A 25,785-nucleotide genomic window follows, 5' to 3' on the forward strand; every position below is an offset into this window, starting at 1 on the left:
TTTTCTAATAAATGTGCCTTTCGCCAGTTTGGTATTCCATGTACCACGCGTATAATGCGCCCACCTGTTCTAAGTCTGTGACATCCAAATGGAAAGAAAACATATCTACATCGCCTATACTGGCGGTACCATTGGTATGCAAAAATCAGCGCAAGGCTATGTGCCTGTTGCGGGGTTCATGCAAAACCAATTAGACAATCTTCCTGAGTTCCATCGTCCTGAAATGCCTAAGTTCACTATCCACGAGTACGATCCACTGATCGATAGCTCGGATATGTGCCCGGCAGATTGGCAGCGCATTGCTGACGATATCATGGACAACTATGACAACTACGATGCGTTTGTCATCCTACATGGTACTGACACCATGGCGTACACCGCATCTGCCTTGTCATTTATGCTAGAGAACCTTGGCAAACCAGTCATTGTCACTGGCTCACAGATTCCGATTGCGGAGCTTCGCTCTGATGGCCAAAGTAACTTGTTGAATGCCCTGCATATCGCCGCGAACTATCCGATCAACGAAGTCACTTTGTTCTTCAATAACAAACTGATTCGCGGTAATCGCTCGACAAAAGCCCACGCCGACGGCTTTGATGCATTCGATTCCCCTAACCTGCCTCCGCTGCTCGAGGCAGGTATTAACATTCGCGTCAGTAGCCATGTTGAGTTGGATAAAAAGCCAGAAGGCGAGTTTCGAGTCCATCACATCACGCCACAACCGGTTGGCGTGATCACTATGTACCCAGGTATTTCACCCGAGGTGATTAGAAATACACTGCGCCAACCCGTTAACGCGATGATCCTGTTGACCTTTGGTGTGGGTAATGCGCCACAGAACCCAGCCCTACTCGGTCATATTCGAGAAGCGTACGAGCGCGGTGTGATTGTACTGAATCTAACTCAATGCCTATCAGGTAAAGTGAACATGGGTGGTTATGCGACGGGCAATGCACTTGCCGATGCAGGTGTACTTAGTGGTTATGATATGACCCCAGAAGCGGCTTTAGCCAAGCTACATTACCTGCTGAGCAAAGATCTGCCGATGGAAACTATCCGAACGCAGATGCAACAAGACCTGCGTGGTGAAATGACACTCTAATCTCACCGCACTTAAAAACAGAAACGCAGCCCATTGGGCTGCGTTTTTTAGTTAGATCGCTTTCACGTCGATATCTTCGCCACCTTGCCATTTTCGCTTCATTTCAGCTTTCGACATGATCTTCATCTCGCCGCCGGCAGCGATAGACATATGGCTTGCTTCATGGTTATGACGCGATTGGTATAGCATCACGGCTTGCTGTGCTTGCTCGCGCTGTTGCGGCGTTAACGCCGTACCATCTGGCCATTTTCCCGTTTCCACACCATAGCGAAGGCGATCAAAAATCTCTGGCGTCATCGCATTCAATAGCGTCTCGATATCCATTTTGCTTCCTTTACTTTTTTATCCTCAAGCCACCTCAAATTGCCATGCTTTAAAATTTGCATACGCAATTAGCTGACAGGTTTATTTTAATTTTTGAATAAGATACCCAATTTTACTCCTTAAGCGTAACGGAAAAGCACCAAACTGCTTGCGGTTTCACTTTTTACAACACATGATGATAAAACCCTTGAATTCCACCGTTTTTCACTGGCGAATACCCCTAATACTCTATGAAAAAGTATCTGATCACTGCGGCGCTCTTACTCACTGCATGTGGAGAGCAACATCGCACCACGGAGAGCCTTTGTCAGGCCAACCCTGAAGTGTGTGCCAACCTGAACAACGGTGATGGCCAGTGCCGAATTCAACGCACCAATCTCATTTGGCAGCGATATGATGTAAAAAATGATCCAACTGAGCAAAATGTCTTCAAGGCGCTCAAGTTCACCAAAGAGTATCAACGCTGTTTGGAGCTCGTCGCGCCAATCGAACCCACCGAGTTGAAAGAGAGAAAAACGCTACGTACGGATGCATTAATAGAGAGTTATAAAGAAATCGAGCGCTTAATGTTGATGCTAAGTGATTCGACAGATCCAGAGATTATCTACTACCGCTGGAGCCACGGTGACGAAAGTGCGAAACAGAGTTTTCTTGCCTTAGAAGGCACCCCGCAGTTAGATACTCCAGCGTTGCAACTTGCACTTGCCAGTTATTATGCAAGCTTTGATAAAAAACGTACCCAACGAATTCTTCAACGCGGGCTAGAACTCGTTGAAGGGGAAGAGAATTTTGAGCCTGACCTCATTATCACACTGGCAACAATGAGCCACCAGCTCAAGCAACGCTACGCAGCATACACTTGGTCAAAGGTCGCACAGCATTTCGAACTCCCCGTGGCTAATCAAGCCCGCTTGGAGCAGCTCTACCCAATGCCAGAAGAGCAATATAAATACCTCAACGATGTAGCCAAACGCATTGCGAAAGACCTAAAAAGAGGCCACTACCGCCGCAGCAACTACGTGTTGTCACCACCAACATCTTGAAACTTCAACGAAACCGAGTTCACGCAGTATCGCTCAGTAGTGGTTGGTGGACCATCGGGAAAAACATGCCCTAAATGGCTATCACACTGGCTACAACGAATCTCAACGCGGTGCATACCGTGGCTGAAGTCTTCAAGATACCGAATCGCCTCTTTCGAAATTGGTGCATCAAAGCTTGGCCAGCCGCAACCCGAATCATATTTACTTTCTGATTTAAACAACGGCGCACGGCAACACGTACAGTAGTAAACGCCATCCTTGTGGTTATGCAGCAACTTGCCACTAAACGGGGCCTCGGTGCCTTGCTCACGGCACACGCGATATTCTTCATCTGTGAGCTGCTGACGCCACTCTTGATCGGTTTTGTTCATACTCTGCCTGTCATATTTTCTAAGGTATGTACTCTAATTCAATAAAATATAAGTAAAAAAAGGCGCGAGCACACACATTGTGTAACAATATAATACCTACTCTTTTTTCACTACACTCTCTTCTCTTTTTCCCCTCATCCTAGTACATAATGTGATGTCAAACGCCCATACCCCCTTTTCTATAGTGGCTTTCACTCAATATAGACAAAACAACACCACAGTATGCTGTGGCAAGCAGATAGTAGATGTTAAAAACAGCAGGCTTTTGAGGGAGGATTATCGAATGAAATGCTTAGCTCGACTAAAGTTGTAGTTGCATTTCTACAACACTGTGGCACATACTTTTCGCTTGAAACTATTGCAGGTAGTAAATAAACGATATGAAACTACCCGCAACTCACTGCATCTATGAGTATTGATAGTTTGCTTAACGCTTAATGTGACCTGAATCAGGTTACAAGACGAGTAAATATCAATCATGTAGTCAAGATGTAAACAAAATCCGTCAGGATTTTTGACCTCAAGCAATAAAAGTTCGAATTTTGCTTGCAGCGTCACGTTGGATTTTGTAATTTTACTACCAATTACTTTCATCAAGAACTATTAAGTTGTGGAGCAACTATAATGACTATCAAAGTAGGTATTAACGGTTTTGGCCGTATTGGCCGTTTCGTTTTCCGTGCATCTGTTGAGCGTAACGACATCGAAGTTGTAGCGATCAACGACCTTATCGACGTAGATTACATGGCGTACATGCTTAAGTACGATTCAACTCACGGTCGTTTCAACGGTACTGTTGAAGTTGAAGGTGGTAACCTAATCGTTAACGGTAAGACTGTACGTGTTACCGCTGAGCGTAACCCAACTGACCTTAAGTGGGACGAAGTTGGTGTTGATGTAGTTGCTGAAGCAACAGGTATCTTCCTAACTGACGAAACTGCTCGTCAACACATCACTGCTGGTGCGAAGAAAGTTGTTCTAACTGGTCCTTCTAAAGACGCAACTCCAATGTTCGTTATGGGCGTAAACCAAGATTCTTACGCTGGTCAAGACATCGTTTCTAACGCTTCTTGTACTACTAACTGCCTAGCGCCAATCGCTAAAGTTCTTAACGACAAGTGGGGCATCGAGTCTGGTCTTATGACTACTGTTCACGCTACTACTGCTACTCAGAAGACTGTTGACGGTCCTTCTGCGAAAGACTGGCGTGGTGGTCGTGGTGCTTCTCAGAACATCATCCCATCTTCAACTGGTGCTGCTAAAGCAGTAGGCGTTGTTCTTCCTGAGCTAAACGGCAAACTAACTGGTATGGCTTTCCGCGTACCAACTGCTAACGTTTCTGTAGTTGACCTAACTGTTAACCTAAAAGAAGCTGCTTCTTACGACGAAATCTGTGCTGCTATGAAAGCTGCTTCAGAAGGCGAAATGGCTGGCGTTCTTGGTTACACTGAAGATGCAGTTGTATCTCAAGACTTCATCGGTGAAGTTCAAACTTCAGTATTCGATGCAAAAGCGGGTGTTGCTCTAACTGACAAATTCGTTAAAGTTGTATCTTGGTACGACAACGAAATCGGTTACTCAAACAAAGTTCTAGACCTGATTGCTCACATCTCTAAGTAATCAATCGTCTTAAGACTTGATAAAAAGCGGCTTAACAGCCGCTTTTTTTATGACTCGATATTTTCCAGCTTCATACGTATCCGTTCGTTTTCGCTGTGTTTTGCGCGCCATCGCGAAGGTAAATCAGTGGTCATAAGGATTACCTTGTGAGCGCTTTCTCGTCACGGTGAGCACGTTATTACAGCACTATGTTGTAAACGGCACTTCTCTAGGCTGGTATTTAGCACAGGTGAGAACCATCCAATCCACCTACGCTTGATTTGTTAGACAAGGAGTTCTGATGCACCAATTATCTCTGAAGCCAGTCAATGCACTATCTGATTACGTGACGATTTGCGATCTCGACGGCATCCCTGTTATCTCAGTTCGTCACCCATTGGCAGAAGCCGCGATCTCACTTCATGGTGGTCACCTCATCGGCTATAAGCCGACGGGCAACGATGACATCATCTGGCTGAGTGAGAAAGCTGAGTTTAATACGGCTAAAGCCATTCGAGGTGGTATCCCCGTTTGCTGGCCTTGGTTTGGTAAAGTCGCTAATCCTTCTCACGGTTTTGCTCGCACCAGTTTGTGGACCTTGGACGAACATCGCGAAAATGATGAAGGTGTGATTGTCTCTCTCACCCTACAAGACAGCGAAGCAAGCCGCGATATCTGGCCTAACAAGTTCAAAAACCAACTGCTCTTTAAAATTGGCAAAACATTGTCGGTAGAACTCATCACCACCAACACCGATGATAAGAGCTGGGATTACAGCGGCGCCTTGCATAGCTACTTCCAAGTCGATGCTATTCAAAACACAGCAATTACCGGTATGGGTCCGAGCTACATTGATAGTCTTCAAAATGGCGATACCTTTGAAGGCGGAGAAACCCTGCGCTTCGATTCAGAAACAGACCGCGTTTACACGCAACCAGAAAACGCCATCGTCATTGCTGATGGCCAGCGCCAGCTAACCGTTGAAAATAGCGGTGACAACTGTGCTGTCATTTGGAACCCATGGGTTGAGCTATCAACTGCGATGGGTGATATGGCTGACAACAGCTACGAAACCATGGTCTGTGTCGAGTCAACAATTAGTGGCGAAACCGTCACGCTCGCACCGGGTGAGTCCCATACTCTCGCGACCAACGTTAGCGCCAGTTAACGGTCGATAAAATAGCCTTTTCACAACAGGTCAGGCACTCATGACCTGTTGTGCTTCAACGATAACCCATCCATTACCATCAGGATCGTTGAACGTGGCAAACCGTCCACCAATCGTCGCACAAATCTCTGAAACGTTAACCCCACGCTGACATAATGCGTCACACGTCCGTTGAATATCGTCCGTTTTTACCATTAAACCTTGCACGCAACCCGGTTGCATCGAAGCAAACGGTTTTACCAATGAAATTGTCGTTTGTCCTCCTTGCGGTACCAGTTGCACCCAGCGATCTTTGTGCTGAGACACATCTCTCAACAAAATAAAGCCCAACGCATCACGGTAGAATTTCAATGCCTTTGACTGATCAGCAACGGGGATCGAGACGGTATCGACAAACGAAAGATTCATAATACGCTCCTATATGCATTCTCAATCAGCTTATGCCAACTCTGTTGTTTCATCCCTAAAAATAAACACAAATTGACTAAGCCATTGGTCTAACCCTGCTTTGCCCCTCCCTCTCTTCAATGCCCATCAGCTCTGGCTTCACGGTGCAATCACCTACTTTTCTTATTGCTAAACAAAGTATTAGCCATAGTTTTTTTCCGTTATTTACTTGCGGAGTACGCTTTTTAGGCAAATAGTTTATGTATAAAGCCCAAGGCAGGGGGCGAACAATCCAATTGATATTTTTCAGTTTTTCCAATCTGCTGTACCACAATCTAATCACGCAAATCATCACAGCAGAGACTAGGCTTAAATGAGAGGATGAGAAAGAAACTGTGCGCCGTCCTTTCCAGTAGATCAGAGAACGATTTAAGGGGCAAAACCATGAGTATTTTCGACCATTACCGCCAGCGTTATGAGGCAGCTAAAGATGAAGAGCTGACGATTCAAGAATTCTTAGAGATCTGCCGTGAGGACCGCAGTGCTTACGCTAACGCCGCTGAGCGCCTACTCATGGCGATTGGCGAGCCAGAAATGATTGATACCGCGCAAGTACCGCGACTCAGTCGCTTGTTCTCAAACCGCGTTATCTCCCGATACAAAACCTTTGAAGACTTTTATGGCATGGAAGAGGCTATCGAGCAGATCGTTTCTTACCTCAAACATGCCGCACAAGGCCTCGAAGAGCGCAAACAGATTTTATACCTACTTGGCCCTGTTGGTGGGGGTAAGTCCTCGCTTGCTGAAAAACTGAAAAGTTTAATGCAAAAGGTGCCAATCTACATTCTCACCGCTGACGGTGAACGTAGCCCGGTCAATGATCACCCCTTCTGCCTCTTTGACGCGTCAGAAGACGGCGACATCCTTGAAAAAGAGTATGGTATCCCGCAGCGCTACTTGCGTTCGATTATGTCCCCATGGGCTGCCAAGCGCCTGCATGAGTTTGGGGGAGACATCTCTAAATTCAAAGTGGTGAAGGTTCGTCCATCCATACTTGACCAAGTCGGCGTCGCGAAAACAGAGCCGGGGGATGAAAACAACCAAGACATTTCCTCTTTGGTGGGTAAGGTCGACATTCGCCAGCTAGAGCATTTCTCGCAAGATGACCCTGATGCCTATAGCTATTCAGGCGCACTCTGTAAGGCCAACCAAGGCCTAATGGAGTTCGTAGAGATGTTCAAAGCCCCTATTAAAGTGCTTCACCCTTTGCTCACCGCAACTCAAGAGGGCAACTACAACGGTACAGAAGGCCTCTCTGCGCTGCCATTTGATGGCATGATTCTGGCGCACTCCAATGAGTCTGAATGGCAAACATTCCGCAATAACAAAAATAATGAAGCCTTCCTAGACCGTGTCTACATCGTCAAGGTGCCTTACTGTTTGCGCATCTCAGAAGAGATCAAGATTTACGACAAACTGCTCATGAGCAGTGAATTAGACCAAGCGCCTTGCTCTCCAAGTACGTTGGAAATTCTCGCCCGCTTTAGTGTGCTATCACGCTTGAAAGAGCCTGAAAACTCAAGCATCTATTCAAAAATGCGTGTTTATGATGGCGAAACGCTCAAAGATACCGACCCGAAAGCGAAGTCATACCAAGAGTACCGTGACTATGCGGGTGTTGATGAAGGCATGAATGGTCTTTCCACTCGTTTCGCCTTCAAAATCCTATCTAGAGTGTTTAACTTCGACCACTCAGAAGTGGCGGCGAACCCCGTTCACCTCTTCTATGTGCTAGAGCAGCAAATCGAGCGAGAGCAATTCCCTGCTGATGTAGCTGAAAAATACCTAGAGCACCTCAAGGGCTTCTTGATCCCGAAATACGTCGAGTTCATCGGCAAAGAAATTCAAACCGCGTATCTCGAGTCTTACTCTGAGTACGGCCAAAATATTTTTGACCGCTACGTGACCTATGCCGATTTCTGGATTCAAGATCAAGAGTACCGAGATCCAGAAACCGGACAGCTTTTTGACCGCTCTGCGCTCAATAACGAGTTAGAAAAAATCGAAAAGCCCGCTGGTATCAGTAACCCGAAAGACTTCCGGAATGAGATAGTCAACTTCGTCTTACGAGCGCGCGCCAACAACTCCGGCAAGAACCCAAACTGGACCAGTTACGAAAAACTGCGCACCGTGATCGAGAAGAAAATGTTCTCGAATACCGAAGAGTTGCTACCCGTTATCTCCTTCAACACCAAAACGTCAACGGAAGAGCAGAAGAAACACGATGACTTCGTTGCACGCATGATGGAGAAAGGCTACACCCGCAAACAGGTAAGGCTGTTGTCTGAATGGTATTTACGCGTGCGTAAATCGTCTTAATCTTGCTGATGGGAGACGCTGATGGGGCACTTTATTGACCGAAGGCTCAACGGTAAAAACAAGAGCACAGTCAATCGGCAACGTTTTCTGCGCCGCCACAAACAGCAGATCAAAGAGTCGATTTCCGATGCGGTAAACAGCCGTTCAATTACCGATGTAGAGAGTGGAGAGAATATCTCCATTCCCTCTCGGGACATTTCTGAACCTCAATTTCGTCAAGGCAAAGGCGGTAGACGCGACATGGTTCATCCAGGTAACGACCAATTCGTACCTGGCGACAAAATTGAACGCCCGCAAGGTGGCGCTGGAGGCGGCGCTGGTGAGGGACAAGCGAGCCCTGATGGCGAAGGACAAGATGAGTTTGTTTTTCAGATATCTAAAGATGAATATCTTGATCTCCTCTTTGAGGATCTAGAGCTTCCAAATCTGCAGAAAAATCAGATGAACAAACTGGTCGAGTGGAAAACCTTCCGCTCTGGCTTCAAGGCCAATGGTGTGCCCGCCAATATAGCGATCGTTCGCTCTTTGCAAAACTCGCTAGCGCGTCGCACTGCCATGAATGCGGGCAAACGCCGCGAACTGCGTGAACTGGAAGCCAAACTCGAAGAGTTGCGCAGCACCGAACCTGCGCGCCCGTTTGAAGAGGACGAGCTCAAGCAACAAATCGAGGCACTTAAAAATAAAATCGCCGCAACGCCGTTCTTGGATACGTTCGATTTACGCTACAAAAACTATGAGCGTAAAGCGATTCCTAGTAGCCAAGCGGTAATGTTCTGTTTAATGGACGTCTCGGGTTCGATGGATCAAGCCACGAAAGATATGGCAAAACGCTTCTACATACTGCTCTATTTGTTCTTGAACAGAACATATAAGAATGTCGAAGTGGTTTTTATACGTCACCATACACAAGCAAAAGAGGTCGATGAGCACGAGTTTTTCTACTCCCAAGAAACCGGCGGCACCATAGTGTCGAGTGCGCTGAGATTGATGGATGAGATCGTCAAGAAGCGATACTCACCCACTGAGTGGAATATCTATGCAGCGCAAGCATCTGATGGCGATAACTGGGCAGACGATTCACCAGGCTGTCGCGAGCTCCTTGAGACATCGATTTTGCCCGTCTCGCGCTACTACGCGTACATTGAAATTACTCGCCGCGCTCACCAAACCTTATGGCGAGAATACGAGACCTTACAAGCTAACTACGAAAACTTTGCTATGCAGAATATTCGCTCCACGGAAGACATATTCCCTGTATTCAGAGAGCTATTCAAAAAACAAGTCAGTTAGTGGTCGAATTTTATGGGGAAGTTGCGATGACAAACAAGAAGCGTAACACACCGCTCAGCGATGGTCCGGACTGGACTTTTTCGTTACTTGAAGACTACCACACAGAAATACGCCGTGTGGCAGAGCACTACCGTCTCGATTACTACCAAAATCAGATCGAGATAATCACTGCCGAACAGATGATGGATGCCTATTCTTCGATTGGCATGCCAATTAACTACAACCACTGGTCGTTTGGTAAACGTTTTATTGAAACCGAGCAGGGATATAAGCATGGTCAAATGGGACTAGCTTATGAAATCGTCATCAACTCAGATCCCTGCATCGCTTATTTGATGGAAGAAAACACAATTACCATGCAAGCGTTGGTGATGGCACATGCTTGCTATGGACATAACTCTTTCTTCAAAGGTAACTATCTTTTTCAAGCTTGGACCGATGCCAACTCAATTATTGATTACCTCTTGTTTGCCAAGAAGTACATCACAGAGTGTGAAGAAAAATACGGTGTCGAAGATGTCGAAAAGTTATTGGACTCTTGTCATGCCTTGATGAACTACGGTGTCGACCGCTATAAACGCCCAGAGCGTATCTCTATGGCAGAGGAAAAAGCGCGACAACAAGCGCGAGAAGACTACCTTCAAACCCAAGTCAATGCGTTATGGCGTACTATTCCCGTTCAACAAGAAAAACAGGAAGAGGAGCACACACGCTTTCCTCAAGAACCACAAGAGAACTTACTCTATTTCATTGAAAAACACGCGCCATTACTCGAGCCTTGGCAGCGAGAAATCGTGCGTATTGTGCGCAAGGTCAGTCAATACTTCTACCCGCAAAAACAGACCCAAGTCATGAATGAAGGTTGGGCAACCTTTTGGCACTACACGATTTTGAACCATCTCTATGAAGAGGGACTGGTCACCGATCGGTTTATTATGGAGTTTCTTCATAGCCACACTAATGTTGTTGCACAACCGCCGTATAACAGCCCTTATTACAGTGGTATCAACCCTTACGCATTGGGCTTTGCCATGTTCACTGATTTACGGCGAATTTGTGAAGAGCCTACCGAAGAAGACAAACACTGGTTCCCTGATATTGCGGGATCAGATTGGCTAGATACGCTGCACTTTGCGATGCAGAACTTTAAAGACGAAAGCTTTATTAGCCAATACTTATCACCCAAAGTGATGCGCGACTTTAAGTTATTCAGCGTGACAGATGATGATAAACACAACTATGTCGAAGTTGATGTCATACACAATGAAGAAGGGTATCGCCTGCTACGTGAAAAGCTATCGGCACAGTATAACCTCAGTAATCACGAGCCAAACATTCAGGTTTGGAACGTCGCTCTGCGTGGTGACCGCTCTCTTACGTTACGTTATGTACCGCACGACCGTATTCCTTTAGCCGAGACCTATGATGAAGTACTCAAACACCTCTATCGCTTGTGGGGCTTTGATATCACTTTAGAAGAGGAACTACCAGATGGTCGCGTGCAGATCTTAGGCACCTGCCCTAAGCGTAATCAATACAACACTGAAATCTAAATACACAGCGATCAAAAAAGGCAAAATCACAGTGATTTTGCCTTTTTATCCCGCGGAATAAGACAGTACGGCGCTTATTTCTCTTCTTCCGCCATCAGATGGGTGATTTGCTCACGATGTTTAAACCAAATACCACCACTTTCGCGACCGTAGGTTTTCAGCACTTCGGGTACTGCGTCTGCACGACGTTCGGTACACAGTGCTAGCATTGCTTTATAGAAGTTCAACGCTAACTCACAAGCTTCTGGTTGCATGAAGTAGTAACCACCGATACGGGTGTAGATTTTACGTAGACCGTTAATGGTCAGCACGTAGACCATATTGTTCGAGTGCGCCGCTAAACCTTGGAACAAACGATAGTCATGATAATTGAATGCTCGGCCACGACAAATCGCTTCACACAGCTCTGGGTCATCTTTACCGTACTTATCAACAATCTTTTTCACTTCTTGTTGTAAAGCTTGGCGTTCACTGGGTTCACAAGTCTCTAAATAGGCTTCAAAACTTTGTGCCGCAATCAAACGCTCACAGCTTTCAATCACCGCGGCTACGGTACTTTGTGCTGCCTCACCATTCGACTTCACGGCGTAGCGCATGTACACGCAACTAATATCAGTACGAGCAGATAGTAGGCCTTCAACAACACCTTGAATGTCTTGTCCATCCAAGGTCACTAACGTATCGAGAATACTCAAGCCTGACGTTTGCATATAGTCATTGACGCGAGTTGGCTTACCATGTTGAATCGTTAACCAACCATCACGAGCTAAGCGCTGCAGTACTTCACGCAATGTCGTTCGCGTCACACCAATTAGTTCAGACAACTCGCGCTCAGCTGGGAGTATCGACCCCTGCGGGAAGTGATTGTTCCAGATGCTTTCAATAATGTATTTTTCAGCAAATGATGCCGGGCTATCCGCCTTAATTACCATAATGATTGTTTATCCAATGCTTCTTGTTATCTAGATGCAGATACGCGCAATCGCTGCTGCTGTCCCTGCTAAGCCACTCATCATACCACCTAAAAAGTGAATCTCGAAATCCTGTCATAGAAAACCGCCAAGAGAGTGACGTGACACTCGCACTTTGCAAGCGCTATCGCTTAAGTTGATGCTTATAACCGCCTCTTAAACAACATAAAAGTAAAATTTAGCGCCTTCACTATTCCAACTAAACAGATCCCCTCTCCTTAAACCCGTCAACAAAATACGTGTAGAGAATGCGATCAAGTCTTTGAGTCTCGTTTAAAAAACCAAGGCACCACAGCCCAAAGCGTGAACCTTCCCTCGTTTTAACAGAAAGTGAAATCAAAGAAATATGTTTCAAGATATTTCAAACCATTAAATAGTGTTACCATCACACGCATAACAATACTCAAACCCCCTCAAGATGCAGAATTCAGCAGCGGCCTCGCGTGTCGAGTTCAAGGCTCACCACCGTCGTTACTGTTTTTGGGTTTAGTCCACTAGACCTTCAAAACAGAGCCTTGCCGACAACCCTAGAAAGACTCACTGCGCACGCATTTTGAGGTTATTTGAGAATACATAAAAACAAAGCAATACCTATCAGCCACGCCTTACTGCTGATGGGCTATCCGCAGTGGCAAACGCTCGTCGGATAAAGGGATAGCAAGTATGGAAGCCGCACTTCAATCTGTATTTTCACGCTCTGTTTGAGTGCGTGAAATCCTGCTTGTCTTTTTTGAACACATAAAATGAGAACTTCCTGTTATGGCATTGTCATTCTCACAAGCCTTTATTAAGAACTTTCTTGGGAAATCCCCAGACTGGTATAAAGTGCTTATCTTACTTTTTCTCGCTATCAATCCGCTGTTATACAAAATAAATCCATTTATTGCGGGTTGGGTGTTGGTCGCCCAGTTTATTTTCACCTTAGCCATGGCGCTGAAATGTTACCCACTTCAGCCCGGCGGCTTACTGGCTATAGAAGCGGTTGCCATTGGTATGACAAGTCCAGAAATGGTCATGCATGAACTGGAAGGCAACCTCGAAGTCCTGTTGTTGCTGGTGTTTATGGTGGCTGGAATCTATTTCATGAAGCAGTTGCTCCTGTTCATTTTCACCAAGATCCTACTTAACATCCGCTCCAAAACCGTCCTGTCGCTCGCTTTTTGTGTTGCATCCGCTTTTCTTTCTGCCTTTTTGGATGCCCTGACCGTCATCGCCGTTGTGATCAGTGTTGCCACTGGCTTCTATGCCATTTACCACAAAGTCGCCTCTGGCAAGGACTTCCAAGCAAAACACGATCATACCAGTGATGAACATGTACAAGAGATCAGCCGTGATGATTTAAATCACTACCGCGCTTTCTTGCGCAGCCTCCTGCTCCATGCGGGTGTCGGTACGGCGTTAGGTGGGGTGATGACCATGGTCGGAGAACCTCAAAACCTGATCATTGCAGGGCAAGCGAACTGGCACTTTGGTGAATTTATGTTGCGGATGGCACCCGTGACGGTACCCGTATTTTTCTTCGGCTTAGCAACATGTTTCTTTGTTGAGAAGACGAAAATATGTGGGTATGGCGCACGACTACCGGACTCAATTCGCCAGATTCTCATTGAATATGATCTCGACCAAACGACCCGTCGTAGTCCGCAAGACAAAGCTAAACTCTGGGTGCAAGCGGCCATTGCCGTATGGTTGATTGTCGGCTTGGCCCTGCACCTCGCGTCTGTTGGCCTCATTGGTCTGACTGTCATCGTATTGGCCACCTCTTTTACTGGGATTACAGAAGAGCACGCACTTGGAAAAGCGTTCGAAGAAGCCTTGCCGTTTACGGCGCTCCTTGCGGTTTTCTTTGCGATCGTCGCTGTGATAGTTGATCAAGAGCTGTTTACCCCGATCATTACTTGGGTACTGCACCTGGAAGGCGCGGAACAACTTGCCATGTTCTATATTGCCAACGGGTTATTATCCATGGTATCCGACAATGTCTTTGTCGGTACGGTTTACATACTTGAAGTCAAAGAGGCATTGCTGGCTGGCATGTTAACGCGTGACGAGTTCGATATTCTCGCTGTCGCGATCAATACAGGGACTAACTTGCCTTCGGTCGCCACCCCAAATGGTCAAGCGGCATTTCTGTTCTTGCTGACTTCGACACTTGCCCCTTTGCTGCGTTTGTCATACAGCCGCATGGTCATTATGGCGCTGCCCTACACCGTGGTTTTATCCCTTATCGGTCTTGCCTGTATAGAACTCACCTTGGTGCCCATGACCGAATGGATGTTAGAACTCGGGTGGATTCATCCTCAAACGCTCGTCCCTGAAAACACAACGACATCCCACCATTAATGAGGTCAAAATCACTGTTCGTCGACCTAACCAAGCTGGTGTACAACTCCAGCTTGATGCTGATCCCAAGCCTCAAAACCAGACAAACAGTAAGACAATACGTGCTGAACCTTTGCGTTTACAGTAGGTCTGATGTACAACATTAACTTTATGGAAATCAGGCACTTTTCCCCGAGCGCTGCTTGATACGTACTTGCAAGGAAATCACTGCTCATGTTTGTCGCCCTTTATCGTTGGAGCCAGACCCGCCAACCTTGGCTTATCTTACTGTTGATCATCATCGCCTTAGAGTTGGCTGCCATGTACTTCCAGCATGTCATGATGCTCGCCCCCTGTGTCATGTGTATTTACGAACGTGTCGCCATGGTGGGCATGGGCTTAGGTGCGGCAATCGGTTTAATCGCCCCGAAGAATCCGATAGTGCGTTGGCTTGGTCTCGGTGTCTGGGGATACAGTTCAGTACGCAGTTGGCAGCTAGCCAATGAACATGTCGGCTATCAATTTCCTGACCCCAATGACCTGTTTGGCGCTCAATGCGATATTTTCGTCAATTTCCCTGACTGGGCACCGCTTAATGAATGGGTTCCGTGGTTCTTTGAAGCCACAGGGGATTGCAGCAAGATCGTTTGGCAATTTATGGATCTATCGATGCCGCAATGGTTGGAGATTATCAGTGCCCTTAACATCGGCGCGTTTGCAATTATTGTCTTGAGTCAGATCATTGGCATGGTGAAGCATCGCGGATAACCTGCACCCTATCTACATAAAAACGCCCACATTCTCGTGGGCGTTTTTAGTGATAAGTTAACGCAATATACACAAGTAGCCGCAAGATGCTTGTTCAGCGAGAGTTTATAGATTTGTCAGCAAGGCATGGCTTAAAGCAATGCTTCGATCAAGGGGATGTCCGCCACACACAACGATTGCAATAACGCCTCCTGAGGCGATAGCCATTGTTGCGCTTGATGGTCATGCAAGCAAATGTTGCCACTCTTCCACGTCACATGATAAGCAAGCAGCCTAACCCGCTTATCGGTGTATTGCATCACGGTTTCTCCGACAAAACCTTCAACGTCCACGCTGATGCCCAATTCTTCTTCAAGCTCTCGAGTCAACGCCGCAGCATCGGTTTCCCCCGATTCCACTTTCCCTCCAGGCAGTTCCCAAAGGTTTGCCTGACTTGCCTCAGCGGCTCTTTGCGCGAGAAACAGTTTATCATTAGCCCAGATCACCCCAGCGACCACACGGATTTCTTTCATCAAGCCCCACAACACTGTTTAAATTTTTTACCGCTATCACAGGGGCAGCGGTCATTCCGTCCCACCGCTTTGTATGGGTTTACCGCCTGTGCTCGATGGCCTTGATAGACTTCAGCGGCAGCCATCACCAGTTCAGGGATCAACAGCGGTAAGGCAGCAATACACTGAGCAACATCTGGCAACGGATTCATGCCAGCCGCATCCATCTGATCGAGCGTCCCACGCTCATCAACAACGAGGTAAAGGCCTAAATGCACGTTACCAATAACCGCTTGTGTCGCCGCTGAAATAGATTCAGCTTGCCATGCGGCTTCTATGAGTGGCCAAACGATCAGAAAACCCGTTGCTAAGTCAAGACACGCTTGTTCGTTACTCGCAGGCCATTGATAATCGCCCCCCTGAATCTGCTGAAACTGAGATTGAAAGTGTTGGCTGATGATCTCAATATCCGCTTTTTCAATGGTTAGCGCCGTATCGTCGCCTTGGGTTGCCTGCCACAAAGGGGCTAACCAAGCCTCCGGAGGACAAGGCTTTGGATGACAGTTTGCCGCCAAACACGCACCTTCCAACATGGCAGGGGTCACTTCTGACCATTGTTCGGATAATACATCGCTGTTAATCATGATTTGTTCTTTACTCTTATTCAGACAGCGCAAGTGTAATCGAAAAAAAGCAGCGTTCACAGGAGGGCAATGTTAACCTCTATACTCAAACCGCCTCAAAATGCAGGATTCAGAAGCTGACTAGCGCTTCGAGTTCAAGGCAAAAGTGCGAAGGAATGGCTTTCCCTTTCTAGCACCTTTAACGCAGAAATCGAGGCGCTAGTCGCTTCCCGAAGGGCGAGTTTTCTAGGCTCACCACCTTTGTTACTACTTTTTGATTTAGCCCACTAAACCTTCAAAGCAGTGCCTCGCTGGTAAACCTAGAAATTCTCGCTGAACAAGCATCTTGAGGCGGTTTGAGTATATTCAAGTTGTTGATAATAAGGACATCATTAAATGACCATGCATCACGTTATCATCGCCGGCGCCAGTGGCTTGGTGGGTCAAAGCATGCTGCATCATCTACTACAACAAGAAGATATCGCCACTATCTATAGCCTTGGCCGGCGATCGCTTCACCTGCCACACACTCAACTGGTTGAATTTATTCATCCTCAACTTGCAATCACCGCATGGGATGACAACCATATCGCGCCCGATACGGGCTTCATTTGTCTTGGTACCACACTGAGAGAAGCGGGAAGCAAAGCAGCCTTAAAGGCAGTCGATGTGGATTTAGTCATTGAGGTTGCCAAGCAAATGCACTATCTCGGTGTGAAACGTTTAGGGGTCGTCTCTAGCCACGGCGCGTCTTCTCGGCACGTTAGCCACTACCTGCGTTGCAAAGGCAAAATGGAAGAGGTCCTCTCGTCTCTTGGATTCGAACATCTCTGTTTTGTGCGCCCCGGGCCACTTCGAGGTGAACGTGATCAACCTCGTGCTGATGAAGCCTTAGTCGATAAAGTGACACAACTCGCTAAACCACTGCTTAAAGGCCCCCTAAAGGCCTTCGAGCCTATTGATGCTGATGATGTCGCTATCGCGTTGTTTAACCGCACGTTTGAACCTAAAAAAGGCGTCTCCGTTATCTCTGCGACCACGCTTCACGCCCAGAAGTAGATGACAAACCCCAACACCCTCTCTACAATCGCGGCCTGATAGAGTTAGATTCATAGAGTAATTCATGACTGAAAAACGTGGCCGCATTATCTTAGGGCCGATGGAAGGCGTCCTAGACGCACTGATGCGAGAGATGCTCACTGAGATCAATGATTATGATCTTTGCGTTACCGAGTTTGTCCGTGTTGTCGATCGACGACTCCCAGAAAGCGTTTTCTTCCGTCTTTGTCCTGAACTTGAACACGGTGGCGTTACCCCTTCAGGCACTCCCGTCCGCGTACAACTGCTTGGCCAAGACGAAAACTGGCTCGCCGAGAACGCAGTACGCGCGATCGATCTTGGCTCGCCGGGTGTTGATATTAACTTTGGCTGCCCGGCGAAGACCGTCAATCGTAACCGTGGTGGGGCGACCTTATTGAAGGACCCAGAGCAGATCTATCGTATTGTTAAAGCGAGTAAAGAGGCTATTGATCAGCGAGCGCCATTGTCTGCAAAAGTACGTTTAGGTTGGGATAACCCAAGCCAGTGTGACGAAGTCGTTGACGCGGTTTATCAAGCCGGGGCAAATGAACTCACGATTCATGCCCGAACCAAAGAAGATGGTTACAAGGCGGAAGCCATAAAGTGGCACTACATCGATGAAATGCGTCAAAAGTACAAGATACCGCTCATCGCCAATGGCGAGATCTGGGATTACGCGTCTGCCGAAGCCTGTCGAGATACGACCGGGTGTGAGGATGTGATGGTTTGCCGTGGTGCGCTTAACTTACCCAATTTGGGTAATGTTGCACAATACAACACCCCCCCTATGCCGTGGTCAGAAGTGATTCAACTACTGCTGCGATACAGTCAATTTGAGATTGAAGGGATTAAAGCGGCCTATTATCCAAACCGGATTAAGCAATGGTTTAGCTATTTGCGCCACCAATATCCACAAGCTAAAGTCCTCTTTGGTGATATTCGCACGCTCAAGAAGATTGAAGACATTATTCCTGTACTTCGGGCGGCAGCAGAACGCGCGTAAGTCGCTGTACTAAAGAGAATGTCATGCAACTTAAAACGAAAAAGCGCAGCTGACATAGGCTGCGCTTTTTAATGCACGCTAAGTAACCTTAGGACTGACGGTCGACTTCGACATCATCCGGTAAGTTCAAAATATGATCTGACCAATCGATCACATCAATCTCATACACGACCTTGCCTCGCACAGACTCGCCTGCTTTGTGCATGGCTGACTTTGAACCCGTGATCAAGGGGTGCCATTCAGGTAACGGTTTCTCTTCTGCCAGTAAACGGTATGAACACGTCTCCGGCAGCCAGATAAACTCATCAATCTTGTCACGGGTGAGTTTCAAGCACTCTTCACCCGACTCGAATCGGTTGGGATAATCTTTACAAGAACAAGTTTTGTCATTGAGCAAGCTGCAAGCGACATTGGTAAAGTAAATCTCATCCGTGTCTTCATCCATCAGCTTGTGCAGACAACACTTTCCGCAACCATCACAGAGGGATTCCCACTCTTCGTCACTCATTTGAGTCAGATCTTTTGTTTCCCAAAATGCCGACATCGTTATCACCTCTGCGCCTCGCCCCCACTCAAACGCCATGAGCGAGTACCTATGCCTGTAAAAAGAGGCGGTTTTATAGCGTTTAGCGCAACAAAGTGCAAGTACCGCGGTCAATTTCGCTTCAATTTACCTGTTTAGTCTAGTATCCTTCGCTGCCTTTTGTCAGTGGAGTTGAAAATGAGCCAGCAAACAATTGCGTGCCGCTTGGGCTGTGGGGCCTGTTGTATCGCACCCAGCATTTCTTCGCCGATTCCAGGCATGCCAAAAGGAAAACCCGCCAATACTCGCTGTATACAACTCAATGAAGAGAACTTGTGTAAACTGTTTGGAAAAGCAGAAAGGCCTAAAGTGTGTGCCGACTTTAAGCCTTGTCCTGATATTTGTGGTGGGACGAATCAGTTTGCGCTCGAAACACTGCTCGAGCTGGAGATGTTGACTTAGCCGCGATAGTCGCCGGTCAAAATGCGCAGTACCGATTTGGCATGTTCTACCGCTTCATGGCCTGTTGAGGTCAGATAACCGCCATCAGCCGCAGATATCAGCCCCTTTTCGAATAATCGCTTCGCCGCATCAACCATAGAGGTCTCAGCATTGCTGTGCACTTTGATCCCTTCTCTGTCTGAATGCATTGGGAAAAGCACTAATAGATTCATCTCTGCAACTAAATCATCGTTGTATTGCATATTCGCTACCTTTATTCACTATGTCACTTCATTCTACTGATTTACCAAACAAAAAAAGCGTGTGAGCTCATAGTAATGAAGATTCCATACCTGCCATTTCAGCCTACTTCACGATAGGCCGTTGGGCATCTGCTCATCGACGTACAACACGCAGTCCGCAGCCCCTTTCATCCTAGTCACTGTTTGCGATCTCCCTGCATCACTGAACATAGACCAATCTTTCGGGTTTAGCTGGAATCAATCTTGCCAAGACTAATGAACCACATGCGAAAACAACACCAACCCAGAACACGGCAGCATGACTTTGTAGCCAAACAAAGCCCAGCAACACCGGAATCACCACTGCTGCAATATGATTAATAGTAAAGCTTACCCCGGCAGTCGACGCGATATCTTTGGGGTCGGCTATCTTCTGAAAGTACGTTTTAATCGCTATCGCCATGGCGAAAAACAGGTGATCTATCACATAAAGCGCTGCGGCCATTTCTGCGGTTTCAACCATGGCGTACCCAGCAAAAACAGCAATTAAGCCAACGTACTCAACGGTTAACGCCGTGCGCTCTCCAACGCGACCAATCCAGCGGCCAATGCTGCCCGCAAACAACATATTGAAGGCATAATTAACGATAAACAACAGACTGATTTGCCCAACGCTATAGCCAAACTTTTCAACCATCATAAAGCCAGCAAAGACGACAAATATTTGCCTTCGCGCACCGCTCAGCATCGTCAGGGCATAGAACAACCAGTACTCTTTTCTCACCACCAAAGACTTGCGCTGTTCATGCTCTTGCTTAAAAACGGGAAACGCCATCCAAGCAAGAACAACAATCACCAATCCGACCAATCCAAAGGTCATATAAACCGTGTTGTAGCTAACACCTAGCTGGTCCATCAACAACCAAACCAAGCTATAGGCGAGTAAGCTGCCGAGTCCTTTCACCGCTAGGGCTCGGCCCATAAAGTGAGCGGACTTATCTTTGTCTATCCACTGCAATGTCAGAGATTGATTAACGGTTTCAAAGTAATGGAATCCAATCGACATCACCATGGTGGTGGCATACAAACCCCAAACAGAAGGAAACCAACCAGTGATCGTGATGCCAATACACATCACTGCCAGAAAGACATACGCGAATACTTGCTCGCGAATAAAGAGAAGGAGATAAATGGCCGTAAAGGCAAGAAAACCCGGCACTTCACGGAGGCTTTGTAATATACCGATTTCTCGTCCTGAAAAATCGGCCATTTCAATCACAAAATTATTGAGTAAGACGTTCCACACCGCGAAGGTTAATGACATCACGAATGCCATCAGCAAGAGCAGAACATCAGGACGACGAAAAGTTGCCAAAGGATCACCTAGTGCTAAGTCGATTTAACTTCAGCCTAACATAGAGATTCCCTCAACGTCTGCAAACTTATCGCGAGCATATCAACGCACTTTCAACACCAAGCGCCAACACAAAACGTCAGCCCGCAGCACCATCCTTGCCATTTCAAAGGACTGGGTATCACTCAGGCGATCGCTTTCCGGGCAACAGGCACTTGCAGTTCCGTTAAAAACTCCGTTGGATCGTCTGTCTGGTGATTATCAAGCTTATACAATTCAACGGCTGGGCCGATAATCTGCAAGTGTTGTGCGTCACAATATGCCAACACCTCTTGGTACTTTAGGGCAATCTCCGCGTGATCGTCATGCCCCCAAAAGTGCAAACAAAGGTGATCGCCGCCTTGCAGTACTTTGTCGCCTTCATCATCGAGAATAAACGTCATCCGATAAATGAAAAACTCACCTTGGGTAAAGTCAGTCATTGGGATCACCGCCCCCGCTCGTCCGGTGCCCGCAGCGGTCAACTCTCCACCGAACTTATCGACTTCGATCTCTTTATGCAGTCGGTCTATGTCCCAAAAACTGGTGACTTTCTCCTCTATCCCCCATGCTCTGCGTTCTGGAAGCGTTTTGATCTCCATATTGATCTCATTGCGCGTCGACAATGTTTTCAAGATGTACTGTTGAGACTGCATTAACTGCTTCTCTATCTTGGCAAGCGCCTCTCGCTTCTTTGCGATTGCATCGAGCTGAAACTCGATCAAATCGACGTTTTTCTCTAGCGTTCTATTGGTAAGGTAACGTTGAATTTCAGGCAAGCCAATATCCAACTGGCGCAAAGAACGTATCGTGTTGAGCTTCCAGATTTGTCGATTGGAGTAGTAACGATAGCCATTATCCTTCACATACTCCGGTTCAAGCAGGCCCAATTTTTCGTAGTGACGTAACGAGTCGACACTAATCCCATAGAGCTTGCTTATCTCACCAATGCGATACAGTTTCATCCATTATTCCCCGTACAATAACGTGTCATCTTTTTCTAGAATGCCCCAAGAAAAGTGATTTAAAAACCCTCCACAAAATATATTTTCCCACCCATTGACTCTCGCACTATTCGAGACTTTATGATGATTTCATTACGCAATTAATCACAGTTTAGGAAACAAAAAAATGGGTGTAGCTTCTACCTCAGGAATCGACATATCGAATCAAAGCATCGGGAAAGCGCTGTTTAAGTTTGCCGTACCGTCTACGTTGGCGGTATGGGTTTTCGCCATGTACACCATGGTCGATGGTATGTTTGTCGGACGAGGCGTTGGCCCTGAAGCCTTAGCGGCGGTCAATCTTTCCATGCCCTTTATCAACATCATGTTTGCCATCTCAATATTGATCACCATCGGTGCAGGAACCATTGTCGGCAAATTAAAAGGCGAAGGAAAACAGGGGCAAGCGAACCGCATTTTCTCATCGGCCATCTACTTCTTAGCGGGCTTTGGTGCCCTCGTCTGTTTTATCGCCTACCTCAGTGTCGATCAGGTTGCCTATATGCTAGGTGCTCGTGGTGAGCTGATCCCCATGGTCTCTGAATATCTAGGTACCTTGCTTTTCTTCCAAACCTTCTATCTCATGGCTTACTCCATGGAAGTGTTCGCGAAGATCGATGGTTTTCCACAACGTGAGTTAGCTGCGATCCTCTGTGCCGCAGTGACAAACATTGTTCTCGACTACATCCTTGTCATTCACATGGGCTGGGGACTACGCGGTGCTGCCATCGCGACAGGATCAGCGCAAATGCTGCAAATGACCTTGTTGATTTTCCACTTCAAAAGTCGTTCAAGTAACCTGCGATTTGTTCGTGCGATGCCCGATCTTCAAAACATTAAACGCTTTGTGAAAATTGGTACGCCAGACTCTATTACCGAAATGTCAGCCGGCTTTGTTTTGATGGCCTTTAACAATGCAATTTTGTTCCATATGGGGACGCCGGAACTCTCTGCTTTTAGTGTGATTGGCTACATCAACAACTTTATGTTGATCACCTTTATTGGCCTGACTCAAGGTATGCAGCCTATTGTCACTTTCTCACGAGGCCGAAAAGATACACGAAGTATGTGCCAAGTTGCGGTACTCACCGTGAAAGTCGTTCTGGTGATCAGTGCCTTGGCCTATGCTGGTGTTTATGTTTACGGTGACAACCTAGCCCGCCTCTTCCTCGAGGACCCAGAGCTAGTTTACATGTCTCATCAAGCGATGAAGGTGTTCTGTTTAGGCTTTATTTTCTTAGGTGTGAACGTGGTGGTTTCCGGTTTCTTTACCGCTCTGGAGTCACCAAAGAAAGCCGGTGTTATCTCACTACTACGAGGTTTCATCCTCGTTATGCTACTGCTTCTGGTACTACCAAACGTCTTCGGTCCAGAGTCAATTTGGTGGGTTACCGCAGGTGCAGAACTCGTCACCGTGCTGGTCTCTATCCGACTGTTAGGTCGATGGTTAAAGCTAAACGCACACAAGGTGCTCCCCATCGACCCCGCTGTAGCAAACTAACAACACTGTCTCGCCTCTGGTCACTGAACCAGAGGCCCATAAATCCCAGGCCTTAGTCCATCTTTGAGTTAACCAAGACACGGCTTCTTTTACGAATGGGCGAGGAATACTGCCATTGAGGAGTCCATGATGTTTCTTTCTTTATTATTTACAGGAATATTTATTGTGCTTTTTGTTTATCACCGCCGCCATATACTTGCCGCGACAGTATTAACCCGAGAGGAAAACTGGTTCAAGCAGCACAGAATCAAGCCAGAAACACTGCGCTGGAAGCCCTACTCGCAAAATCGAGCCATGTTTACTGGCAATGTAGTGACCATAGTGGGGATTGGCAAGAACAGTATTAACGATAGTATTGGGTTTGTTATGGAAGTGTGCGTGGCTAACGAAAAGAAGCTCCGCGCCACAATCATTGATGCCGACGTGGCGAAAACTGCTACCTATGATGCAACCATGTATCGCTTCTGCCGTCACAGCAGAAAAAACTTTTATGATCTACTGACCAATAATTACGAAGTGGATATGGATGCAGAGACGGCCCAGCTCCAAAGCGTCGGGTAAGCGAGCAGAAAAAAATCCCGCTTCAAGAGCGGGATTGACAGTATCTATAACGTGTTCCGCCAAACCGGCGCTTAGCTACCTTCTATTCCGACAATCATCCATGGTGCATTAGGTGCGAGTAAATCTCGCTCTAAGTGCCACACATCATTGACAGATTCTTCGCTCCCTTCAGCACGATCACACACTTTACCGGTGTATTTCACACTAATTTGCGCCAAAGAATGATCGCATTCTGCACGCACGATTTCGGCATCCACATACATCACTTCTGTTTGCGGTGCCTCGGTCAAACTCGCACGTTCTGCCTTCAGCTCCGCAAGTAGCGCTGGGGATAGGTACTCTGACATCGTATCGAAATCATTGTGATTCCAAGCACCTTGCAAGGTTCGGTAGTGTTCACGCGCACCGTTCAAGAAAGCTGACATTTGAAAGTCTTTCGGTAGATTAAATGGCACATCGCTGCTTGCACCCGCAAATCCACCTTGTGCAGTATTACCGCCTTGTTGCCAAGGTTGAGACTGACTCTGCGCTTCACGAGCATGTTGGTAGCCCGCTGTCGCAGACTGTGGTCGACGCATTCTTAACAGTCGCATTCCAAGCCAAACGAGTAGTGCGACAATCAAAATATCCATCATCTGAATACCATCGAACGCACCACCAAATAGCGCAGCAATCAGACCACCAGCCAGCAGTCCACCCAATAGCCCGCCCATCAAGCCACTGCGGTTTGACTTAGGTTGTTGAGCAATAGTGTCACGATTTTGCGGCGTAGCCTGTTGCTGACTTGGCGCGGTGCGATGTGTTTTGCCCAATGAGCGACCACCGCCCATCCGCTTGGCTTCCGCCTCAGGCACAGCAATCACAAACACCATCATCACGACAGTGAGCAAAGAGAAGAGCTTTTTCATTGTTATTTTCATTCCTTTTGAAAGAAGTCGCTGCATCCTAAAAGTTATAGCCCGAAAGTGTCAAACCTTCTTGTGAAAGTTTGTAGCACGCTATGCCTTAGCTACGAGCAAAATGGATAAAAAATGAAACATACAGTGCGATTACACACTGTTATACTCAGCTATCGGACACGTCGCTGAGGATGTATCCTCATACTTTTCTCGCCCAAAACGGATTAAGGCAGCAGCATGCAAGACACGCATAGCAAACTCTTTGGTTATCTTCTTTGGATCTTTGGTTTTACTGGCGCCCATCGCTTTTACTACGGAAAGCCAATCACAGGTACTATCTGGTTTTTTACCTTCGGCTTTTTCTTGATAGGCTGGATTGTTGACCTCTTTCTCATTCCCTCAATGGACAGGGAAGCCGACACACGCTTTGAATCTGGACCAACGGATTACAACGTCGCATGGCTTCTGATGACCTTCCTCGGTATCTTGGGGGCACATCGTCTTTACCAGGGTAAATGGCTGACCGCTATCCTCTACTTTTTTACCGGTGGTGTTTTTCTGTTAGGATTACTGTATGATTTCTGGACGCTCAATGAGCAAATTTCTGAACGAAATCGGCAGTTTAGATAAAATTAACCACCGTTAGGGACAATAACCGATTACCATGCCAGCGTTGCGTTTTGCCAAAATAAAGAACAGTGTGCTTTTTGCTTGCTATTTCCGCAGTTAGCGCTAATATATTGAACA

27 protein-coding genes are annotated in these 25,785 nt (G+C 46.9%); 15 read left to right on the plus strand and 12 right to left on the minus strand.

The annotated features are described in order from the left end of the window. Nucleotides 1-88: 88 nt before the first annotated feature. A complete protein-coding gene (gene ansA, locus TSUB_RS11595; RefSeq protein ID WP_087019176.1) occupies nucleotides 89-1,102 on the plus strand; it encodes an asparaginase in 1,014 nt (337 codons plus the stop codon). 51 nt (nucleotides 1,103-1,153) lie between these two features. Here ansA and TSUB_RS11600 read toward each other — a convergent pair whose 3' ends face one another. Next, nucleotides 1,154-1,426 carry a YeaC family protein gene (locus TSUB_RS11600; protein WP_087019177.1) on the minus strand — a complete coding sequence of 91 codons (273 nt, stop codon included), beginning with the start codon at nucleotides 1,424-1,426 and terminating at the stop codon, nucleotides 1,154-1,156. A gap of 230 nt (nucleotides 1,427-1,656) precedes the next feature. Between TSUB_RS11600 and TSUB_RS11605 the strand changes: the two genes are divergently transcribed. Beyond that, a complete protein-coding gene (locus TSUB_RS11605; protein WP_087019179.1) occupies nucleotides 1,657-2,469 on the plus strand; it encodes a DUF2989 domain-containing protein in 813 nt (270 codons plus the stop codon). Here TSUB_RS11605 and msrB read toward each other — a convergent pair. Then, entirely contained in the window at nucleotides 2,442-2,840 is a 399-nt protein-coding gene (msrB, locus tag TSUB_RS11610) for a peptide-methionine (R)-S-oxide reductase MsrB (RefSeq protein WP_087019181.1), read from the minus strand. The genes TSUB_RS11605 and msrB overlap by 28 nt on opposite strands. A gap of 624 nt (nucleotides 2,841-3,464) precedes the next feature. Here msrB and gap point away from each other — a divergent pair. Together gap and TSUB_RS11620 are read left to right on the plus strand one after the other, a co-directional pair. Then, nucleotides 3,465-4,460, plus strand: coding sequence for a type I glyceraldehyde-3-phosphate dehydrogenase (gene gap, locus TSUB_RS11615; protein ID WP_087016506.1), 996 nt, complete (start codon nucleotides 3,465-3,467; stop codon nucleotides 4,458-4,460). A gap of 280 nt (nucleotides 4,461-4,740) precedes the next feature. Further along, nucleotides 4,741-5,607 carry a D-hexose-6-phosphate mutarotase gene (locus TSUB_RS11620; protein WP_087016505.1) on the plus strand — a complete coding sequence of 289 codons (867 nt, stop codon included), beginning with the start codon at nucleotides 4,741-4,743 and terminating at the stop codon, nucleotides 5,605-5,607. Nucleotides 5,608-5,637: 30 nt separating this feature from the next. Here TSUB_RS11620 and TSUB_RS11625 read toward each other — a convergent pair whose 3' ends face one another. Both TSUB_RS11625 and TSUB_RS11630 read right to left on the minus strand, forming a co-directional pair. Next, nucleotides 5,638-6,015 (minus strand): VOC family protein, encoded by a 378-nt coding sequence (locus TSUB_RS11625; RefSeq protein WP_087016504.1) that lies wholly within the window; start codon nucleotides 6,013-6,015, stop codon nucleotides 5,638-5,640. 76 nt (nucleotides 6,016-6,091) lie between these two features. Further along, nucleotides 6,092-6,313 carry a hypothetical protein gene (locus TSUB_RS11630; protein WP_159064762.1) on the minus strand — a complete coding sequence of 74 codons (222 nt, stop codon included), beginning with the start codon at nucleotides 6,311-6,313 and terminating at the stop codon, nucleotides 6,092-6,094. A 125-nt stretch (nucleotides 6,314-6,438) separates the two neighbouring features. On the opposite strand from TSUB_RS11630, the gene TSUB_RS11635 reads away from it, so the two are divergent. Genes TSUB_RS11635 through TSUB_RS11645 form a run of 3 tightly spaced genes read left to right on the plus strand, consistent with a single transcriptional unit; the run spans nucleotide 6,439 to nucleotide 11,216 of the window. Further along, a complete protein-coding gene (locus tag TSUB_RS11635; protein ID WP_087016503.1) occupies nucleotides 6,439-8,373 on the plus strand; it encodes a PrkA family serine protein kinase in 1,935 nt (644 codons plus the stop codon). 21 nt (nucleotides 8,374-8,394) lie between these two features. Next, on the plus strand, nucleotides 8,395-9,663 hold the full coding sequence (locus TSUB_RS11640) for a YeaH/YhbH family protein (protein ID WP_087016502.1): 1,269 nt from the start codon (nucleotides 8,395-8,397) through the stop codon (nucleotides 9,661-9,663). Nucleotides 9,664-9,689: 26 nt separating this feature from the next. Further along, nucleotides 9,690-11,216: a SpoVR family protein gene (locus tag TSUB_RS11645; protein WP_087016511.1), complete on the plus strand. Its 1,527-nt coding sequence runs from the start codon at nucleotides 9,690-9,692 to the stop codon at nucleotides 11,214-11,216. 74 nt (nucleotides 11,217-11,290) lie between these two features. On the opposite strand, the gene fadR is transcribed toward TSUB_RS11645, so the two are convergent. After that, nucleotides 11,291-12,148: a fatty acid metabolism transcriptional regulator FadR gene (fadR, locus tag TSUB_RS11650; RefSeq protein ID WP_087016501.1), complete on the minus strand. Its 858-nt coding sequence runs from the start codon at nucleotides 12,146-12,148 to the stop codon at nucleotides 11,291-11,293. Between the two features lie 798 nt (nucleotides 12,149-12,946). Here fadR and nhaB point away from each other — a divergent pair. Continuing rightward, complete coding sequence (nhaB, locus tag TSUB_RS11655; RefSeq protein WP_087016500.1) at nucleotides 12,947-14,530, plus strand: sodium/proton antiporter NhaB; 1,584 nt, start codon at nucleotides 12,947-12,949, stop codon at nucleotides 14,528-14,530. Nucleotides 14,531-14,737: 207 nt separating this feature from the next. Then, nucleotides 14,738-15,277 (plus strand): disulfide bond formation protein DsbB, encoded by a 540-nt coding sequence (gene dsbB / locus TSUB_RS11660; protein WP_192867812.1) that lies wholly within the window; start codon nucleotides 14,738-14,740, stop codon nucleotides 15,275-15,277. A gap of 131 nt (nucleotides 15,278-15,408) precedes the next feature. Here dsbB and TSUB_RS11665 read toward each other — a convergent pair whose 3' ends face one another. Both TSUB_RS11665 and TSUB_RS11670 read right to left on the minus strand, forming a co-directional pair. Next, the gene (locus TSUB_RS11665) at nucleotides 15,409-15,789 is read right to left on the minus strand and encodes a (deoxy)nucleoside triphosphate pyrophosphohydrolase (protein ID WP_087016497.1); all 381 of its coding nucleotides are present in this window, start codon (nucleotides 15,787-15,789) and stop codon (nucleotides 15,409-15,411) included. Beyond that, complete coding sequence (locus tag TSUB_RS11670; RefSeq protein ID WP_087016496.1) at nucleotides 15,789-16,412, minus strand: YecA family protein; 624 nt, start codon at nucleotides 16,410-16,412, stop codon at nucleotides 15,789-15,791. The genes TSUB_RS11665 and TSUB_RS11670 overlap by 1 nt, the downstream gene beginning before the upstream one ends. 375 nt (nucleotides 16,413-16,787) lie before the next feature. On the opposite strand from TSUB_RS11670, the gene TSUB_RS11675 reads away from it, so the two are divergent. Both TSUB_RS11675 and dusC read left to right on the plus strand, forming a co-directional pair. After that, a complete protein-coding gene (locus TSUB_RS11675) occupies nucleotides 16,788-17,450 on the plus strand; it encodes an NAD-dependent epimerase/dehydratase family protein (protein ID WP_087016495.1) in 663 nt (220 codons plus the stop codon). A gap of 64 nt (nucleotides 17,451-17,514) precedes the next feature. After that, the gene (gene dusC, locus TSUB_RS11680; protein WP_087016494.1) at nucleotides 17,515-18,474 is read left to right on the plus strand and encodes a tRNA dihydrouridine(16) synthase DusC; all 960 of its coding nucleotides are present in this window, start codon (nucleotides 17,515-17,517) and stop codon (nucleotides 18,472-18,474) included. An 88-nt stretch (nucleotides 18,475-18,562) separates the two neighbouring features. On the opposite strand, the gene TSUB_RS11685 is transcribed toward dusC, so the two are convergent. Continuing rightward, the gene (locus TSUB_RS11685) at nucleotides 18,563-19,018 is read right to left on the minus strand and encodes a YcgN family cysteine cluster protein (protein WP_087016510.1); all 456 of its coding nucleotides are present in this window, start codon (nucleotides 19,016-19,018) and stop codon (nucleotides 18,563-18,565) included. 192 nt (nucleotides 19,019-19,210) lie between these two features. Here TSUB_RS11685 and TSUB_RS11690 point away from each other — a divergent pair, with 192 nt between their 5' ends. Next, nucleotides 19,211-19,459, plus strand: coding sequence for a YkgJ family cysteine cluster protein (locus tag TSUB_RS11690; RefSeq protein ID WP_087016509.1), 249 nt, complete (start codon nucleotides 19,211-19,213; stop codon nucleotides 19,457-19,459). Here the strand turns inward: TSUB_RS11690 and TSUB_RS11695 are convergent. The 3 genes from TSUB_RS11695 to TSUB_RS11705 form a co-directional block, all read right to left on the minus strand. Next, nucleotides 19,456-19,701 carry a TIGR02647 family protein gene (locus TSUB_RS11695; RefSeq protein WP_087016493.1) on the minus strand — a complete coding sequence of 82 codons (246 nt, stop codon included), beginning with the start codon at nucleotides 19,699-19,701 and terminating at the stop codon, nucleotides 19,456-19,458. The genes TSUB_RS11690 and TSUB_RS11695 overlap by 4 nt on opposite strands. A 199-nt stretch (nucleotides 19,702-19,900) precedes the next feature. After that, entirely contained in the window at nucleotides 19,901-21,016 is a 1,116-nt protein-coding gene (locus TSUB_RS11700; RefSeq protein ID WP_343231778.1) for an MFS transporter, read from the minus strand. 203 nt (nucleotides 21,017-21,219) lie between these two features. Next, complete coding sequence (locus tag TSUB_RS11705) at nucleotides 21,220-22,038, minus strand: MerR family transcriptional regulator (protein WP_087016492.1); 819 nt, start codon at nucleotides 22,036-22,038, stop codon at nucleotides 21,220-21,222. Between the two features lie 166 nt (nucleotides 22,039-22,204). Between TSUB_RS11705 and TSUB_RS11710 the strand changes: the two genes are divergently transcribed. Next, on the plus strand, nucleotides 22,205-23,578 hold the full coding sequence (locus tag TSUB_RS11710) for an MATE family efflux transporter (RefSeq protein WP_087016491.1): 1,374 nt from the start codon (nucleotides 22,205-22,207) through the stop codon (nucleotides 23,576-23,578). Nucleotides 23,579-23,844: 266 nt separating this feature from the next. Then, entirely contained in the window at nucleotides 23,845-23,925 is an 81-nt protein-coding gene (locus tag TSUB_RS25275) for a hypothetical protein (protein WP_414718382.1), read from the plus strand. Between the two features lie 285 nt (nucleotides 23,926-24,210). Here the strand turns inward: TSUB_RS25275 and TSUB_RS11720 are convergent, their stop codons facing one another. Continuing rightward, complete coding sequence (locus tag TSUB_RS11720) at nucleotides 24,211-25,047, minus strand: Tim44 domain-containing protein (RefSeq protein WP_087016489.1); 837 nt, start codon at nucleotides 25,045-25,047, stop codon at nucleotides 24,211-24,213. A 228-nt stretch (nucleotides 25,048-25,275) separates the two neighbouring features. Here TSUB_RS11720 and TSUB_RS11725 point away from each other — a divergent pair, with 228 nt between their 5' ends. Then, nucleotides 25,276-25,668: an NINE protein gene (locus TSUB_RS11725; protein ID WP_087016488.1), complete on the plus strand. Its 393-nt coding sequence runs from the start codon at nucleotides 25,276-25,278 to the stop codon at nucleotides 25,666-25,668. The last annotated feature ends 117 nt before the right edge of the window (nucleotides 25,669-25,785 follow it).

The sequence above is a fragment of the Thaumasiovibrio subtropicus genome (genome assembly GCF_019703835.1).
In the GTDB taxonomy this organism is placed as follows: Bacteria; Pseudomonadota; Gammaproteobacteria; order Enterobacterales; family Vibrionaceae; genus Thaumasiovibrio; species Thaumasiovibrio subtropicus.